Raw genomic sequence first — 17,145 nt, 5'->3', positions numbered from 1 at the left:
GGTTTCACCAATCCCTTCTCTCTCTGGGCAGCACGCAATCAAAGCCATGTCTCTGGTCAACGCCAAATATGAATGGGTACAGCGAACGGAATGACATAGGTCAATTCAGATCAGCTGTTCCCGTAATGTGCCAATTTAATTCAATCGTTGGAACAGGTGTTACTTGAGAGTCGATTATATAGACTGGAAATGGAAAGGTCAAGCGGAATGTTTCAATGCAGGTCAGCTCGTTTCTTTGGAGTGCTGCATCCATATCAATCGAATCGTCGTCCCTTCCCCAGGTGTGGATAATACTTCAATCCGGCCGTTCATGGCCTCAATTAACCCTTTCGTTACGGCCATCCCGAGTCCTGATCCAACGTCACTCGTTCCCGTGTCCGTACCTCGATAATAACGTTCGAACAGCTTCCACACCGTTTCCGGGCTCATGCCTTGGCCATTATCGGCAAACTCAATAGTGAAGTCACCCTCCTGTTTACCCGCATGGACACGAACCGTGAGTATCGATTCAGGCGGATTATGAAGCAGGGCATTAGCCGCAAGATTATCGATGATTCGTTCAAAAGAAGGGATATGCACCATCCCGTATACAGGTGTATCAGCGGGTTGGAATACGATACGGCCTTCGCCAAACGCAGGGTTCCGCTCTGCCCGATGCACGAGATCACGGAGAAGCGTATTTACGTCAGTTCGCTCCACTTCAGGCTGATAACCTCCACTTCTCAATCGATAGGTCATGGCCAGATCATTTACAAGCCTGTCCATATACATGGATTTGTCAACCATGATGCCTGCGAATTCCCGGACTTCCTCTGCTGTCCAGCTGTACTTGTCGGCTTCCAGCATATGCGCATATCCCTGGATAGAGGAAAGGGGGGTTTTGAGATCATGGGTAATGCCCGCAATCCATTCCTCACGCAGTGAATCCGTCTGTTTCCGCTGCTCTTCATCCTGCTTGAGTGTTTGGGACAAAGCCTGCATCGAATGAAGCACTTCACCATACACCTGATATTTACGCTTCCATTTTCCATTGCGGCGCTGACTTCGAGGAAGACCAAGAGCCCCTGTCGGTTCCTCGTAATTTCCCTGTTCCAGACGCTGCAGCCACTGGAGCATATGCAGCATTGGGGAGCCAAAGCGATTCGCGTACCATAGAGCCAGCAGCACCAGAAGCACGATGATGGACAAAATCAAGACGACCAGTGCCGGTTCAAGAATGAAGGCATAAGGATTGTCCTTTTCGACAGCGGTTGGATCAACCGGCACACTCAGCATCCAGGTCGTTTCATTTTGCAGATCGTACCACGTGGCCACGGATATCCCCGAACGGTTAGGATAACGGACCTGCAGAACAAGATCCTGAACGGTGTACTGACCGGGCACGCCCACAGCCGGTTTATTATAGGAGGTTATTTCCTTTCCGTAAGGGTCCAATACCTGGATATAGGCATCTGTTTTACGAAAAGCATCCTGTTCAGCTGGTTTTACAGTCAGTTTACCACCGGCGTACGTAATCTTTGGACGGACCTCGTCAAGGAATGACTTGGCCGCGTTCCGTTCTCCGTATAACAACGTAAAATGTTTCCCGTCCTTCTCCCGGATCAGCATGGCGAGCTGATAGGGAAAAGGTTTATCGGCCTGCCAGTAGGCTATCAGTTCACCTGGTTTATAGTGGTTCGGTACATCGGACGGGACGTGATAATCATCAATGACATGCCCTTTTTCATCCAGAACCTGCAGCCAGCCCTGATTTTTATCGACCTGTTTCAATAGATCGGGATCATATCGTATCGTGTTATCCGGCATAATCTCGGCAGTATTGATGAGCTGATCCAATCCATTGTTTGCAAAGTCATCTATCAATTCGACTTCATTGATTTTATGCAGTACCCAGAAGGCAGCCATGGACCCCAGCAGAATAATCAGAATGACGGTACCGGTGAGCATGCCGATGAAGCGGGTCAATAATTTGCGGCGAATACTCATATCTGCGGCACGCTGCCGGGCGGAATCAGTTTATATCCCAAGCCTCGCACATTGACGAGAAATACCGGATTGGAAGGATCGGCTTCTATGCGCTCCCGTATGCGATGAATATGCACCATAACCGTGTTGTCGTCACTGATTGCTTCCGAGCCCCACACTCGTTCATACAGCTCCGATTTGGTAAAGATCCGGTTAGGGTGTTTGCAGAAAAAGAGCAGCAGTTGAAACACCAGTGCCGGACAAGTTACGGCCTGTCCTTCAACACGGAGCTCCCCAGCCAGCTCAGACACCTGAAATCTGCCGAAATCATATATTCCTTGCGCAGTATGCAGTGATGACGTTTTTACGTGTTCACAGGTATTTAACTGCATTGTCGTTGTTTTGGAAGGGAGATATCGGTTCAGCAGTGATTTAATACGGGCGACCACCTCCAGTGGGTTGAACGGTTTGACTACATAGTCATCGCCACCGACGGCAAATCCGGTAAGCTTATCGTAATCTGTAGTTTTGGCAGTCAGAAACAGAATGGGTGCGTCTGTAACCTGCCTTAGAAAAGGGCAGATTTCCAAGCCGCTTTTACCCGGAAGCATAATGTCGAGCACGATGCAGTGATACGTTTTATTGCTGCATGCTTCGAGGGCTTCCTCACCTGTCGTAACGGTGTCGATATCGAGAAATTGTTCTTTAAGCAGCACGGTTTTGAGCATATGCAGAATCGCTTGTTCATCATCAACAAGCAGCAGTGAGACATGATCCATGTGCACCACTTACCTCCTTGCGGTACCTTTTTAAATATATTGCTCATCATATCATTGTTGGGCTCCCTTGGGAGGCATGCTGCCTTAACAGAACCTTAATTATGAAACTTGAGGAACCGCGACAAGTTTATCTGGATGTAAGGAAGGGTTAGACGAAGCATAAGACTCATGATGTAGATTTAACGTAAGGAAGTAAAGATAAACAGAGAGGGTGCTGCATTTGAATCGTTCAAACGAAAAACCAGGTAAAGAAAACGGCAGGAGATACGAAAAAAGGAGCAGTGGATGGAAATTGCTCGTACTAACACTGGCAGCGTTAACAATATTGTCTGCCTGCACGAGTAACAAAATTACGTCAACCGAAGCAGAGCAGAATGAAAAGCGGGCTGCAGAGCAGGGATCTGGACAAAAGGATAACCGTGACACTTCGAGCAATGGACAGGAAACTGGGTCGGCGGATCAGGAGAAAGTATCACCAGAGCGTCTTATTGATACTTTGACGAACGGTTCCAAGGAAGCAGTCTATAATCAGTTTACTCCTGAAATGAAACAGGCTGTGTCCTTGGAGAATTTGAAGTCGACTGCAGACAGCTTCTTGAAAGGAGTGAAGTCGTGGAAGCAGGCCTATCGTGCCGAGATGAACGGTTTAACCGAATATGCATGGACGGATGATACAGGGGCCAAGGGCATTCGCGTCTATTATACAAAAGATCAACAGATTGCTGGTCTGAGCGTTGTTCCACTGGAGGCGCATCCCGATACAGACAGCAAGCTGACCCAAACGGAGTTCCATTTTCCGATGAAGGGAGATATGTTTGTCTTCTGGGGAGGTCAGAATGTTATGGCGAACTACCATTATGAGCATGCAATGCAGCGTTATGCCCTGGACATCGTTCGGACGAAAGACGGAGCAAGTTACCAGGGAGACCCGAAGGTCAATGCGAACTATTATGCGTTCGGTGAACCGCTCTATGCTGCTGCAGACGGGACGGTTGTTGATATAAAGAACGACATTGAGGATAACGTGCCGGGGGTTATGAATCCGGATGAAGCGGCAGGGAACTATGTGGTGATTGACCATGGCAATAAGGAATACAGCATTACTGCACATATCAAAAAAGGCAGTGTGGCGGTGAAAAAGGGAGATAAGGTCAAGCAGGGTGATCGGATTGGTGATCTGGGTAATTCGGGCAACTCCAGCGAAGCTCACCTGCACTTTCAGGTATCGAATGGACCGGATCTGTTCACATCACAATCACTTCATATTCGCTGGGCTGATCAGAGTCAGGAGTTGATACGCGGAAATACGGTTCAGGGATTGCCTGAGTAAGCAGGGCAATGCGGTATCATTGTACAGAATAATTTGTTGTATGGATGTCGGGATATTCTACATGCTGTACTCCAGCTTCCGTTTTCCATTATAATAGCCTCTATAATTACAGCCTTGTCATCGGAGTGGAATGTGTGAAATCTTTAGTTCAACTTATAGAGGTTAATGGAGGAATTGGGATGGCGTTGGAAAAGGTGCAGATCGATTACGCACGTCTGGAAGACTTGCCGAGGATTGTTGAGATTTATAATTCGACGATTGAAAGCCGGATGGTAACGGCAGATTTGGAACCGGTGACGGTGGAGCAGCGCCTGCCATGGTTCCATGAGCATACACCGGATCGTCGCCCTCTGTGGGTGATGAAGCAGAACGGGCAGGTTGTGGCGTGGGCCAGTCTGAGTTCGTTCTACGGACGTCCTGCGTATAATGGGACAGTGGAAGTCAGTGTATACGTTGACCGGCAGTGTCGTGGAATTGGGGCCGGCGGGCTGCTGCTGCAGACGGTTTTCGAGGCTTGTCCCGCGCTGGGGATTACGACAATTCTTGGATTTGTATTTGGTCATAACGAACCGAGCCTGGGGCTGCTCCGCAAGCACGGTTTCGAACAGTGGGGGTTCTATCCCGAGGTAGCTGTGCTGGATGGGGTGAACCGGGACCTTGTCATTTTGGGCAAAAAAATTGGAGCAGATCACCGCATGAAAGAAGCGCAGTTCTAAATAAAGATAAACCTCCGTACCCACTAAGGTGGAATACGGAGGTTTTTTGCTTATTCTACAAACCGGAAGAACCCATTCACAGTCCCAGTTGCTGCTTGATCTCGCGAATCTGTGCTAGATGGCGTTCCTCGTGATAGCTGGTAAAATCAATCCATTGCGCAAGGTCCATCTCACCAAACGCCGGGTGAGGGAACGATTTGCTTTGTAACAGGGCAACATCATGCTCACGTGCGAACTGTTCCAGTGCTTGGTGGGACACAGCGAGATCGCTGCGAATTTCCGCAAGTGTCTCCGGCTCAGCCGGGGGCTGCACATGAGGAGGAGCTTCCACGGATCTGCTGCGGTCCAGAGACAGTTCATAAGGTTTTTTTTCGGTGGAAACCTGCTGCTCTTTTTCCAGGGCAAGGCGAGCTTGCTTGGTGATCACATTTTCCATCAGATTCAAGTGCCGCAGCACCTGCATGATACTCCATTGTTCCGGGGAAGGTTTTCGGTTCAACTGCTCCTCATCGAGTCCCGAAACGGTTTCCCAGATTTGATTTCGTATCTCATCATTACGTTCAAACATTGTTAACATCCTCTCTGCAGGTTTATATTTAGCTTTATTCTAGTTTGTGTATGTCCAATGGAACATATGAGGCCTTGTTCAACCAGCATAGAACATAAAACGAGTAATTGCGAATGTCAGATATTATTATCCTTGTTAGAAGAAGTTTTGTGCGGGATAAGAAAACATACCCGCTCATGAGGTATGCATAATCGTATATCGCGTCATATAGAAACCTATAGGAAACGAAAAAAAGATTGACGGGTGCACCCCGGCAAACTATAATCGGTAACAAGTCACTTGATATGTAAGGAGTCCTGACATGATATGTTAGTAATCGACGAGGTGTATCACCATACAGCATTGCAAATATCATCGTCCGATCTATTGTACCTTATCGAACGGTTGAAGGTCAAAAAAGAAAACGAGATCGAAATGCTCAAACAAAAGATAGAACAGTTTGAACAAAAACGACGAGCCGAGGAAGTTGCATATCAGTCGCTATCGCCTGTTCGCAAATGGTTTGCCGGGCGTCCGGCTTCCCATCACCAAGCGGTGGAATATATGGTGCAGGTGAAGGAGCGATTCCGCAAAATGGAGCAGATTCGCAGGCGCATCCGTGATCTCGATCTGATTATAGAACATATACAAATTGCTGATCATAACCAGCAGGAAGAGATTGTGCTTTCCCCTGAAACGATTCGCGAAATCAGGCAGCTAAGTGAAACGGAGGATGTACAGGCATGACTTTGGAAACATTAAGCTCCGGAATCGACACCGTCTGGGTTGTACTCAGCGCAGCGATGATTTTGTTGATGGAGGGCGGATTTGCCCTGCTGGAGGCCGGATTTGTACGTTATAAAAACAGTGTGAATATCATTATGAAGGTGTTTGCTGATATTACTATAGGTACGTTATTGTTTTATGCCATCGGTTTTGGCTTGATGTACGGGTCGGATGCAGGTGGCTTTATAGGAGTAACCGGATTTTTCCTTCATGGTGATCTTTCTCATCTGGACGTGCCGGTATCCTTAGAGACATTCTGGCTGTTCCAGGCTGCATTTACGATTGCAGTTATATCTATTGTGTCCGGTGCGGTAGCGGAGCGGATCAATTTTCGTGCATATTTGCTCTATATCATCCTGATGACGGCGATCATCTATCCGATTGGCGGACACTGGGCATGGGGTGGCGGATGGCTCGGCCAGCTGGGCATGCAGGATTTTGCTGGCTCGGCAGTCATCCACGCGCTGGGCGGTTTCTCTGCACTCGCGGCAGCCATTATTATCGGGCCGCGTAAAGGGAAGTACACGCCGCTTGGTGTAAGTGCGATTGCACTGCCGAGCAATCTGCCGCTGGCGTCGGTAGGTGCTTTCCTGCTGTGGTTCGGCTGGTTTGGATTTAACGCGGGCAGCACATTGAGTGCCACAGATGTCAGAATCGGTCACATCGCTATCGTGACGATGTTATCAGCGGCATCTGGCGGTGCAGCGACGCTTCTGTACACCTTGTTCCGCTTTAATCGTTCCGATGCCCCTTCCGTGATTAACGGTTCACTTGCGGGACTGGTAGGCATCACGGCAGGCTGTGCATTTGTAGGTGATCTGGCAGCCATATTCATCGGGGCAGTATCCGGTCTGCTGATGATGGCGGCAGCCAACTGGCTGGATCGTATGCGAATTGATGATCCGGTAGGCGCTTTCCCGGTTCATGCCGTTTCGGGGATGTGGGGTACCATCGCTGTAGGATTGTTTGCCACAGACGGAGGTTTATTCATGGGCGGCGGCTGGAAGCTGCTTGGCGTTCAGGTGCTGGGTCTGACGGCATTAGTCATCTGGGGGTTCGCGATGACCTGGTTTGGACTGAAGCTTATTGGCAGGATGGTTCCTGTGCGCTCAACCGAAGAGGAAGAAGACCTCGGTCTGGATATCAGTTATCATGGGGTGATGGCTGCGCACCAGTCGCATGAATTTCTGGATGGTGAGGAGCATATGATTGCATATCAACAGAAGTCCTCTGATTCAAATCGATTATAAATAGGATAAGAAGAGATGAAGGCTGACGAATGTCAGCCTCTTTTTTACACAGCAAGCAGGGAAAAAAGACAAGGCGGAAGAATATACAGGTGTGAACGTGAATAAGTCTCAGCATAGGTGTAACGTCAAAAAGGGAGGATCTATATGATTAAGCCGGAACAATGTGAACGTCTGACTAGAAAAGCGCGTAAAACCCTCGAAGAAGAATACGGTCTCGGAGCTGCTGCCGATCTGGTGCTGGATGCTGGACGCTGGGGTATTCGCCTGGATGTATCCACGACCGATGAATATCGCAGAACAGGCAATTCGCGTGTCGGCGGACATCCTGATCTGCCGGAAGAACTGGACTGGCCTCTGACAAAGGATGGGGTGCCGATGACTTTTCTGGCCCAGCTGAATATGGTGGACTTGTCTCCTTATACGCCCAATGACGGGCGCGGGACGCTGCCGGAGCGGGGCATGCTGTACTTTTTCGTTGGCGGAGTGGATGCTGCTTATCCGATTGAACATCGAGTGATCTATGAACCCTCTTCACATAACCTTGTAAAACGCGAGCCTGACGGAGTTACTGCACTGGGCGGAGAACCCACGACAGCTCATGCGGTTACGGTTCTACCTAACCTTGAGGTTCCTACATATGCATATATAGACGCCGCGGCGTTGAACGAACTTGATGCAGCGGCAGAAAGTGAAGGAGGGGCTGCTCATGAAGGAAGTCTGTTTGACCGCTATCTGGAATTCGAATCGGATTGGAATCATCCCAGCCCGCTCAACTGGGGAGGCATGTTTGGTTACCCGGAAGGGCAGCACCCCGATGCTGAACATCAAGCATTAAGTTATATTGAGCTGGGTGAGGAGTACAGCGGGGATGTGCAGGAATGTGTGAAGAAGCTGACGGCCCAATATAGTGGAGATGAAGAGCGCGCATGGGAAGAGCTGTCCGACACGCTGCTGCTTTTAAAAATAGATACACACGATGCCATCGGTTTTCAGTGGCTGGATTGCGGTGAACTGCAATTTTTCATTCGAGGTGCTGATCTGGAAGCTGAGCAATTTGAACACACGTGCTGCCTGGTTTATTCAAGTTAATTGCCATATTTATTGTTATTCCTATTAGAACTTCATTCCATAAATTAGGCAAAAAATATTCAAAAGCTGTAACAAATTGGCCCAAGTCCCGTCTATAAGAGGGAGGAGGGACTTTTTTTATGCGTTTGTGTTAAATGGAGCTGCCCATATGTTTATATAGTTTGAGGAGTTATTAGCTTGAAAAGGGATCATATGTTCTGTATAATGGAATGAAAAGGAAGTGGTTATATTGATTCAGTCGGCATTCAAACATATTGATACGGCGGTTGCATCTTTGGTCGATATTTGCAATCAATTAAGTGAGGAAGATTTGGAGCTGACCCCGATTGAGGGGAAACGATCTGTCGGAGAGCTGCTCGGGCACCTGGCATTGATCTGCCGCGCAGATTTGTACATATCCGAAGGTGCATCGGAAGAAGAGATGGCTTTCTTTTATCAAGAGAACCGCGTGTGCTCCTTGAACCAGATTAAGCAGGCACTCATCGAGAACCGGAACTTTCTGTATCAGCGATACCTGCAGTTTACAACGGAAGAACTGCTTCATGTAACGAAATCCTACTGGGGCGCTTCTTACAGCCGCTTGGAGTGGCTGCTTGAGATGATGGGACATATGTATCATCACAGAGGTCAGCTGTATACGATGTTAACACTGACAGGCAGAGAACCCAAAACGGTGATGTTTGTATAGCTAATGTGTTGATGTAAACATGTTGATGCAAACCAAATAATACATATAATACATACATTATATATAAGGTGTATCGAACGGCATACGATTGGGCAGCGCCTGTGTATTCTTTTAAATTTCGCTGACTCGTCGTATACATCTAACAACGGAGGGATAAAGTTGGAAGGGAATATATATAATCAGAATTCATTTGCAAGCGAGAGCGGAATGATCGAGCGGGTGAGAGAGATTCCTGAACTTCGAGGAGCGGTACAGATTCAACGGATATCCAAAGGGTATTCTAAGGACCACAAGTTCAAGATTATGCTGCCAGATCAAGGAAATGTCCTGCTGCGAATCTATTCTTACACTGAAATGGAGTCCAAACGGCAAGAAATTCAAGTATTGGAACAACTGAGACAGATGGGAGTTCTGTGTCAAATCCCACTTGGCATTGGCAGATTGGACGATAACAACGGGTATATGATCCTGAGCTATCTGGAAGGGGAAGATGCCTCTGAGGTACTGCCTCTAATGAGTGAACAGCAGCAGTGGGATATTGGCATGAAAGCCGGTAGGGAGTTGAAACGCATTCACCAGCTGCCTGTACAGAAGCAGGATGAGTCCTGGTACACCCGCAAGAGTACGAAACATCAGCGTTATGTGGAGCGATACCAGGCATGCCCCGTCGTTATGGCAAATGACCAGTATATTCTGGATTTTATTGACGATCATTTGGAGTGGATGAAAGGCCGGCCGGATTGTTTTCAGCATGATGATTTCCATCCGGCTAATCTGGTAGTGAATCAGGGAGAATTGTCCGGGGTGATTGATTTCAACCGTGCAGATCAAGGGGACCCTGTACATGAGTTCCTGAAGCTGGGTTTGTTTGCCACAGAGATCAGTGTTCCTTATTCGATTGGACAGGTACAGGGTTATTTTGAAGGACATGATCCGGATGAAGAATTCTGGAACTTGTATTCGCTATACACGGCTATGGCACTGGTATCCTCTGTAGTGTGGATTCAGAATGTGAAGCCGGACGAGACGGATCAGATGATGACGAAGATTGAACGTGTGCGTGAAGATCATGATGATTTTCGCAGTGTGATCCCAAGATGGTATACTGTGAACAGATAAGATTGCTGCAGGAGTGGATGTTTAAGCCCATGCAGTACTTGTGAAGAAGAAAGGAAATAAGCCGTGGCACAACCAGCATCGATACTGCTTGTTGATGATGAGCAGGACATTATTAAATTGATGGAGATTTATTTTGCTAATGAAGGATATCGAATTGTTACAGCGAATGACGGGATGCAGGCGCTGCAGCTGCTTAAGACGGAGAAGATTGACCTCATCATTCTTGACGTAATGATGCCGAATATGGACGGAATTGAAGCTTGTATGAAAATACGTGAGCAGCAGAAAATGCCGATTATTATGCTGTCCGCAAAAAGTACGGACATTGACAAAATAACGGGACTGAGCATTGGCGCCGATGATTATGTAACCAAGCCATTCAATCCGCTTGAATTAGTAGCACGGGCCAAGTCCCAGCTTCGAAGGTACCACACGTTTAACGAAAGCAGAGAGAGCAAGGAGCATGAATGGGTAATTGATGATCTGGTTATTAATACCGATACACATGAAGTGTGGGTAGATAACGAAAAGATTCATCTGACTCCTCGCGAATTCGCTGTACTGGAGCTGCTGGCTCGTCATCAAGGATCGGTCCTGAGTATGGAGCAGATCTACCGCCAAGTGTGGAAAGAAGATTTCATGGAGTCGAACAATACGGTCATGGTGCATATTCGCAAACTTCGTGAGAAGATTGAGCAGGATAGTAAACATCCCAAATTTATTCAGACGGTATGGGGTGTCGGGTACAAGATGATCAAACCGATGTAAGATAATAGTATAGCGGATTGAATGAAATAAGCAGGGAGTCTCTACCATGAATTCGAAACTGATTAATACGGTCCGGTGGAAGTTTATTTATGCATTTCTGTTAAGCGGCGTTTTGACTGCGGTGATTTTGTATGGCTCAGGCAAGCTCGGCGAGACAATTCTGGCCAACCAGCCCTATCCAAACTATACTATTCCGGGACAAGCGGTCCGCTGGCTCGTGAATCACATTGGCTCTGTCCCTCTGATGATTGCTGTAGGAATTATCTGTTTTGTGCTGTTTTTTTTCCTGTTCACTCGCAAAGTGATGGTTGTGCTGGACGAGATCACGGCGGGTATTCAGGAAGTAGCCAAAGGCGAATTGTCACATCGCATTGAAGTGAAAACCGCGGATGAGTTCGGAGTCGTGGCTGCGAGCATCAATCAGATGGCCGAGAAGCTGCAGCGATCGCTTCAGGAAGAGCGCAGTGCGGTTGCTGCCAAGAATGATTTGATTACCGGGATATCGCATGATCTAAGAACACCACTAACCTCCATTCTTGGATTTCTGGAATACATTGAAAAGGATCGATATCAGGATGAACTGGAAATGCGTTATTACGTCAGCATCGCCTATGAGAAGTCTTTGACCCTCCGCAAACTCATTGATGATTTGTTTGAGTATACGCGAGTGAGTGGTGGAGGCTTGCCATTATCATTAACGCCGCTGAATCTGAACCCGTTCCTGATGCAGCTCGCCGAAGAATTTGCTCCGATGCTTGAAGATGCAGGTATGACTTATAGAATTGTTGGACGTGAGAAGCCTCTATGGATTCAGGCTGCAGCGGGAGAGCTGGTCCGAGCTTACGAGAACCTGTTCAGCAACGCTATCCGTTATGGTGCAAAGGGTAAAGTCATGGAGATTGGCCTTACGTTTGAGGATGAAGAGGCTGTTGTACGTATTAGCAATTATGGAGATCCGATCCCGGCCCAGGATTTGCCGCATCTGTTTGAGCGCTTCTATCGTGTGGATAAATCACGTTCCCGCGATACCGGAGGTACAGGGCTTGGTTTAGCAATTGCCAAATCGATGATTGAGCTGCATCAAGGCAGGATCGCTGCATACAGCGAGAACGGGCGAACGGATTTTGTTACCCGTTTTCCGATGATCCTTCCTCCTGCTCCTACTGCTCTTGAAGAATGATTGTTTCACATCCAGCATAGGCATAAATTAAGAATTTGATAAGAAGTTAACAATGCTTCTTTAAGAACTATTCGGTATGCTACCTCTATCACTTTGTCAGCAGGTTGAGGAGGATACCGATGATGAGTTTAAGGTTTAACACAGTTAGAATGAAATACATATACATTTGCGGAGCAAGTGCGGTTCTCAGCACGGTGCTTCTTTTTGTTGTCTATCAGATCATGAGCTTGGCTTATCGTCTGATGTTTCATGAAGTCGTTTGGGTTACAGCGATGGTACACTGGTGCGTCAACCATATAGGGAAGAAGCCGTTTCTTTTAGCTGCAGGTGGAGGTTTGTTTGTTTTGTTTTTCTGGATTCGCTCTCAGAAAATAGCCGAGGATCTTCAACAACTTGTTCGGGGAACCCATGAGGTTGCAAGTGGTCAGAGCCTTTCTCCCATTTGCGTTTTGAGCAGTGGTGAGCTTCGGCAGCTAAGTGACCAGATTAACGCTATTGCAGCTCGCACGGATCGGGAAGGGAGAGCGGTTCATTTATCTCGTTTGCAAAAGCATGATGTGGAAGACATAACGGATGCCCCGGCTCATAGCAGGAGTGAACGCATTGACTTACCGATTGAACTAACGCTATATGGTGTGCAGTCAGCTTTGGAAGAGCTGCTGAAAGGACCCGGCAGGCATGACGCCGAAGTGCGCCACTGGGCGAGAGCAGCATATGAACAGACCGCCCTGCTCCAGCATGCGCTGGGGGTATCCGAGAGAAAAGCAGATAAGGTTACCTCTTCGATCAAGGGTAAGTCAGAGGAAGTGCAATGTTGAGGTTGAAAATAAAACGCGCCATGTACCGACTCTATGATGTCGCTGTCATTGCATCCGTTCTGCTAGTGATTATGTATATCTATTTGTTTTCGTATGGCAAAAGTGTCATTCGGAATCAACCGGAAGCCGTGCAGCGGGTTGCGTCTACATTAATTGTGGATGTAGCCGGCCGCGAAATTGTGAGGACGGTTACACCGAACCGAGGATATTCCGAGTATGCAGGCCTGCATGAAATGCCGGACATGTTGAAAAAAGCTTTTTTGGCTGTGGAGGATCGCCGTTTCTACCGTCATGCCGGACTTGACCTTATTGGTGTTGGCAGGGCAGGAGTGCAGAACATGATCCATATGGACTGGAGCCAAGGCGGCAGTTCGATCACACAGCAGCTGGCCAGAAATCTGTACCTGAATGGCAGTAAGACCATCACTCGTAAATTCAATGAGTTATCCATTGCAATGGAGATGGAAAAGAAATATTCCAAAGACGAGATTCTGGAAATGTACCTGAATCATATTTACATGGGACGGCAGCAGTACGGAGTCAAAGCGGCAGCCTGGCGTTACTTTGGGGTGGAGGATCTGAATCAGCTGAAGCTGTGGCAGATCGCTACGCTTGCTGGAATTCCTAAAGGGCCTTCCATTTACAATCCGGTGGATGACGAGGCTCTCTCCACAGAACGGCGCAGTGTAGTCCTGTCGCTGATGCACGAACAGGGGATGATTACGAGCAAACAGATGCAGGAGGCTGCTGCCGTTGAGTATAGACCTCCTCTTGCTGAGAAGGGGAACTTGTCATCTGCCCAAACATCGGCTCGTCCCGATGGGCCCGATTACGCATCGGCAGTAGATGCTGTAATACAGGAAGCCTCCCTTCTTACAGGTAAAAGTGAGGCCGAGATTCGCTCCGCTGGCTGGACGATCCAAACGGGGTTAAATGCAGGTGCTCAGCGAGCGATTGAAGAAACATTTGCCGAGTCTGTTTGGTTCCCGGATGATCGGGAGGATCAGCAGGTTCAGGGCAGTATGGTTATCCTTGATCAGCATAACGGCGAAGTGAAGGCGGTAATGGGCGGACGGAATCCTGTGAAGGGAGATATGAATCGGGCTCTGATGGATGCAAGGCAGCCAGGGTCGGTGTTCAAACCGATCATTGCTTACGGGCCTGCTTTAGAATCAGGACGATTTCAACCGGAAAGTATGCTGCCCGACCAGCCCAAACGTTACGGCAGTTATCAGCCTGGCAATGTGGGAGGGCGGTATAGAGGCTCGGTCACTTTGTCCCAGGCGCTGCAGCAGTCCATCAATGCTCCGGCGGTATGGCTGCTCCATGAAACGGGATTAAAACAGGCAAAAGCATTTGCTCAGCAGTTAGGGATTGAATTAAGTGATGAAGATATGAACCTGTCCACAGCCCTTGGGGGCCTGCATCAGGGAGTTTCGCCAATGAAACTGGCGCAGGCCTATGCCGTTTTTGCCAATGAAGGCAGGTACAATCAGGCACATTTCATACGTGAAATCACAGATGCGCAGGGCAGCTTGATATATAGGCATCGTGCTGAACAGAAACAGGTGATAACGAAGCGAACAGCACAAGAGATGACACAGATGCTGCAGCTTGTTGTCAGCCAAGGGACCGGCAAACGTGCCCAGCTGCCTCAGAATAAAGTGGCTGGTAAAACAGGCACAACACAGGCAGCGATTCCGAATGCTCCCAAAGGAGCGAACCGGGATATCTGGTTTGCCGGTTATACGCGGGAATGGACAAGTGTTGTGTGGATGGGTTTTGATCATACGGATGCTGAACATTACTTGAAGACGGGGAGTGGTACTGCTGCGGAGTTGTTCGCGGCGGTAATGAAACGAGCAAAGCGATAATAAAAATAATTTCATAGAATTTGCTGATCAGCGGCTATTTCTCCTTTTTATACCACAGCACACAGATGTTAAGTTATAATAGATGCTTCATATCGTATAAGGAGGAATTTATGCATAGTCGAGATGACAAGTTGGATAGAGAGGCAGAGCTGTCTTCAGCCCAAAGAGGGGGGCGGCCTGAACTTCCGGGTATCTCTGGTTTGGGTGGATGGTTAATTTTGATACAAATTAGTCTTTGGGCTTCATTGATTTTTTTACTCTCGGATATCACAAGTGTTACGGTTATTATGGACCCGGCACGATGGGAAACAATTCGCGGAGTTGATCCACAGTTGTATACGGAGGTCATTCGTCCTCTGCTATGGTTTGGTTTTATCAGCAGTATCCTGCTGCTGGCGATTGTTATTGTGAATCTTGTTCTGTTATATAGACGTAAGCGGCTGTTCACGCGGTTTATGATTATGCAGTACATCGTGAATGTGATCATCGGTGTGATGACTTGGGTTCTCATCGCTCAAAGCGAAGTGGGAAGAGATGAACATGTGCTGGATGCGACACCTGCGTTTAACCTCATCGTTCGCTCTCTGCTGACATGCTGTATTTTTATTCCGTATCTCCTCAAGTCGGTTCGTGTAAAAAATACGTTTATCAAGTAATGAGGAAGACATGTGTTTGAATGGATGCAAAATAAAATGAAAAACCCATTGTCTACAAGAGCTGTGCTTGGCAGCATTCCAGCTTGGAGACAATGGGCTTTTTTTGCAAGAAGATCAACGCTCTCGAAAGCTTGTTTCATTTTGGAGCTGATTTGACGCGGGTTGAGCGGGATAAGCTGCGGATCATCTGGTTTAATACCTCCGACAGTACAAGTCCTACAGCGATGGCACCGGATAACATGAGCGCTTTGGCGGCCATCTCCATGGCTGCACTGTAGTTGTTTTGTACAAAGCTGCGCATCGCATTATATGCAAGTCCTCCCGGTACGAGTGGAATGATACCTGCCACGCTGAAAATAATAACAGGTGCGCGAAACATGCGGGAAAACAGCTGACTGATCACACCCACCGCGATCGTGGCCGCCAATGTGGCCGGAACGGCATCTGCTGCATATTCAAGCACGATATAGATGATCCAGCCGATCATACCGACAAATCCACCGTGAAGCAGCATTCGTCTTGGGGCATTAAAAATAATGCCAAACGCAGCTGACGCGATAAAGCTGGTCAAGGCTTGTCCAATAAAATGGAGCATTATTCTGCAACCCTCCGTCTTACATAAAAAGTGAAAATACAACTGCAATGCCCGTGCCAATGGCAAAGGCAGTCAGAAAAGCTTCGGCACCCTTGGATAAGCCGGATACGAGATGTCCGGCCATCAAGTCGCGTACGGCATTCGTAATCAGCAGCCCCGGCACCAGCGGCATCACAGAGCCGATAATAATTTTGTCCCGCTCAAATCCTGCCCCCACATATACCAGGAAAAAAGCAAGGATACCGATGACAAAGGAAGCGGTAAGCTCCGCAAAAAATTTGACACGTACCCAGCGGTGAAAGAGAATGACCGCTGCATAACCGCATCCGCCGCAGATCAATGCCGGGAGAAAATCACCCCAGCCTCCACCAAACATAATAGTAAAGCAGGCGCTGGAGATCGCGGCCGCGGCCAGCTGAACAGCGTACGAATAACCGGAAGGTTTTCGTTCAATCTCAAGCAGCAGTTCGTGCGCTTCCTGAACGGTCAGCTGGCCTTCTCCAATACGGCGCGAGACGGCATTAACCTCAGACACTTTGTCCAGATCTGTTGTGCGTTCGGAGATTCGAATCAGCTTGGCGGGCTCGGTAGCATCCACCGAGAAAAAGATGCCTGTGGGCACAACATAGCTGTGGGAATGAGGCAGACCCAGCGCAGCTGCCATACGTTTCATCGTATCTTCGACGCGGTAGGTTTCGCCGCCACTTTGAAGCATGATTTTGCCAGCGAGCAGACAGATGGCGATCACACGGGATTGCTCCGATGTTTCAGCAGCACGCTGACCTTTATTATTCATCTCCGGTTCGGGTTCAACTGGAGATGGTGTATCGTGACGTATGTATTCCAACCGGATCAGGCTCCGTTTCATATGTGATAAGGCGCAGCATCGACACCATTGTATCATATTTCATACGCCGACAAATAATCACGGGACACGTTGGTATAAGGGCTTTCCGCAAGGAGTGAGCTGCGTGCAGTCACAGGT

At 48.2% G+C, this 17,145-nt stretch carries 17 protein-coding genes; 12 read left to right on the top strand and 5 right to left on the bottom strand.

Annotated features, from left to right (window positions below; all coding sequences use genetic code 11):
- Positions 1-222 precede the first annotated feature (222 nt).
- Together ABXS70_RS18905 and ABXS70_RS18900 are read right to left on the bottom strand one after the other, a co-directional pair.
- Positions 223-1,986 (bottom strand): HAMP domain-containing sensor histidine kinase, encoded by a 1,764-nt coding sequence (locus ABXS70_RS18905; protein ID WP_342554780.1) that lies wholly within the window; start codon positions 1,984-1,986, stop codon positions 223-225.
- Positions 1,983-2,744: a response regulator transcription factor gene (locus tag ABXS70_RS18900; protein WP_342554781.1), complete on the bottom strand. Its 762-nt coding sequence runs from the start codon at positions 2,742-2,744 to the stop codon at positions 1,983-1,985. Before ABXS70_RS18900 ends, ABXS70_RS18905 begins: the two co-directional genes overlap by 4 nt.
- 220 nt (positions 2,745-2,964) lie before the next feature.
- Here ABXS70_RS18900 and ABXS70_RS18895 point away from each other — a divergent pair, with 220 nt between their 5' ends.
- Entirely contained in the window at positions 2,965-4,074 is a 1,110-nt protein-coding gene (locus ABXS70_RS18895; protein WP_366289999.1) for a peptidoglycan DD-metalloendopeptidase family protein, read from the top strand.
- A gap of 179 nt (positions 4,075-4,253) precedes the next feature.
- Complete coding sequence (locus ABXS70_RS18890) at positions 4,254-4,790, top strand: N-acetyltransferase family protein (protein WP_342554783.1); 537 nt, start codon at positions 4,254-4,256, stop codon at positions 4,788-4,790.
- Between the two features lie 76 nt (positions 4,791-4,866).
- Here ABXS70_RS18890 and ABXS70_RS18885 read toward each other — a convergent pair whose 3' ends face one another.
- On the bottom strand, positions 4,867-5,358 hold the full coding sequence (locus tag ABXS70_RS18885) for a DinB family protein (RefSeq protein ID WP_366289996.1): 492 nt from the start codon (positions 5,356-5,358) through the stop codon (positions 4,867-4,869).
- Positions 5,359-5,664: 306 nt separating this feature from the next.
- Here ABXS70_RS18885 and ABXS70_RS18880 point away from each other — a divergent pair, with 306 nt between their 5' ends.
- From ABXS70_RS18880 to ABXS70_RS18835, 10 genes are all read left to right on the top strand, one after another.
- Positions 5,665-6,084 carry a hypothetical protein gene (locus tag ABXS70_RS18880; protein ID WP_366289993.1) on the top strand — a complete coding sequence of 140 codons (420 nt, stop codon included), beginning with the start codon at positions 5,665-5,667 and terminating at the stop codon, positions 6,082-6,084.
- Positions 6,081-7,373: an ammonium transporter gene (locus ABXS70_RS18875; protein ID WP_342554786.1), complete on the top strand. Its 1,293-nt coding sequence runs from the start codon at positions 6,081-6,083 to the stop codon at positions 7,371-7,373. Before ABXS70_RS18880 ends, ABXS70_RS18875 begins: the two co-directional genes overlap by 4 nt.
- A 144-nt stretch (positions 7,374-7,517) precedes the next feature.
- Complete coding sequence (locus ABXS70_RS18870) at positions 7,518-8,462, top strand: YwqG family protein (RefSeq protein WP_342554787.1); 945 nt, start codon at positions 7,518-7,520, stop codon at positions 8,460-8,462.
- A 229-nt stretch (positions 8,463-8,691) separates the two neighbouring features.
- On the top strand, positions 8,692-9,150 hold the full coding sequence (locus ABXS70_RS18865) for a DinB family protein (RefSeq protein WP_366289989.1): 459 nt from the start codon (positions 8,692-8,694) through the stop codon (positions 9,148-9,150).
- A gap of 159 nt (positions 9,151-9,309) precedes the next feature.
- Positions 9,310-10,269, top strand: coding sequence for an aminoglycoside phosphotransferase family protein (locus ABXS70_RS18860; protein WP_366289986.1), 960 nt, complete (start codon positions 9,310-9,312; stop codon positions 10,267-10,269).
- A gap of 63 nt (positions 10,270-10,332) precedes the next feature.
- The gene (locus tag ABXS70_RS18855; protein ID WP_342554790.1) at positions 10,333-11,037 is read left to right on the top strand and encodes a response regulator transcription factor; all 705 of its coding nucleotides are present in this window, start codon (positions 10,333-10,335) and stop codon (positions 11,035-11,037) included.
- Between the two features lie 46 nt (positions 11,038-11,083).
- Positions 11,084-12,217 (top strand): HAMP domain-containing sensor histidine kinase, encoded by a 1,134-nt coding sequence (locus tag ABXS70_RS18850; RefSeq protein ID WP_366289983.1) that lies wholly within the window; start codon positions 11,084-11,086, stop codon positions 12,215-12,217.
- Positions 12,218-12,336: 119 nt separating this feature from the next.
- Positions 12,337-13,035, top strand: a complete 699-nt coding sequence (locus ABXS70_RS18845) for a hypothetical protein (RefSeq protein ID WP_366289980.1) — start codon at positions 12,337-12,339, stop codon at positions 13,033-13,035.
- The gene (locus ABXS70_RS18840; RefSeq protein WP_366289977.1) at positions 13,029-14,909 is read left to right on the top strand and encodes a PBP1A family penicillin-binding protein; all 1,881 of its coding nucleotides are present in this window, start codon (positions 13,029-13,031) and stop codon (positions 14,907-14,909) included. The genes ABXS70_RS18845 and ABXS70_RS18840 overlap by 7 nt, the downstream gene beginning before the upstream one ends.
- A gap of 110 nt (positions 14,910-15,019) precedes the next feature.
- Complete coding sequence (locus tag ABXS70_RS18835; RefSeq protein WP_366289974.1) at positions 15,020-15,565, top strand: DUF2569 domain-containing protein; 546 nt, start codon at positions 15,020-15,022, stop codon at positions 15,563-15,565.
- A gap of 136 nt (positions 15,566-15,701) precedes the next feature.
- On the opposite strand, the gene ABXS70_RS18830 is transcribed toward ABXS70_RS18835, so the two are convergent.
- Together ABXS70_RS18830 and ABXS70_RS18825 are read right to left on the bottom strand one after the other, a co-directional pair.
- Positions 15,702-16,160, bottom strand: coding sequence for a threonine/serine exporter family protein (locus ABXS70_RS18830; RefSeq protein ID WP_342554795.1), 459 nt, complete (start codon positions 16,158-16,160; stop codon positions 15,702-15,704).
- A gap of 19 nt (positions 16,161-16,179) precedes the next feature.
- Positions 16,180-16,956, bottom strand: a complete 777-nt coding sequence (locus ABXS70_RS18825; RefSeq protein ID WP_342556273.1) for a threonine/serine exporter family protein — start codon at positions 16,954-16,956, stop codon at positions 16,180-16,182.
- Between the last annotated feature and the right edge of the window lie 189 nt (positions 16,957-17,145).

The sequence above is a fragment of the Paenibacillus sp. AN1007 genome, assembly GCF_040702995.1.
In the GTDB taxonomy this organism is placed as follows: Bacteria; Bacillota; Bacilli; order Paenibacillales; family Paenibacillaceae; genus Paenibacillus.
This window is presented reverse-complemented; position numbering and strand designations above follow the sequence as displayed.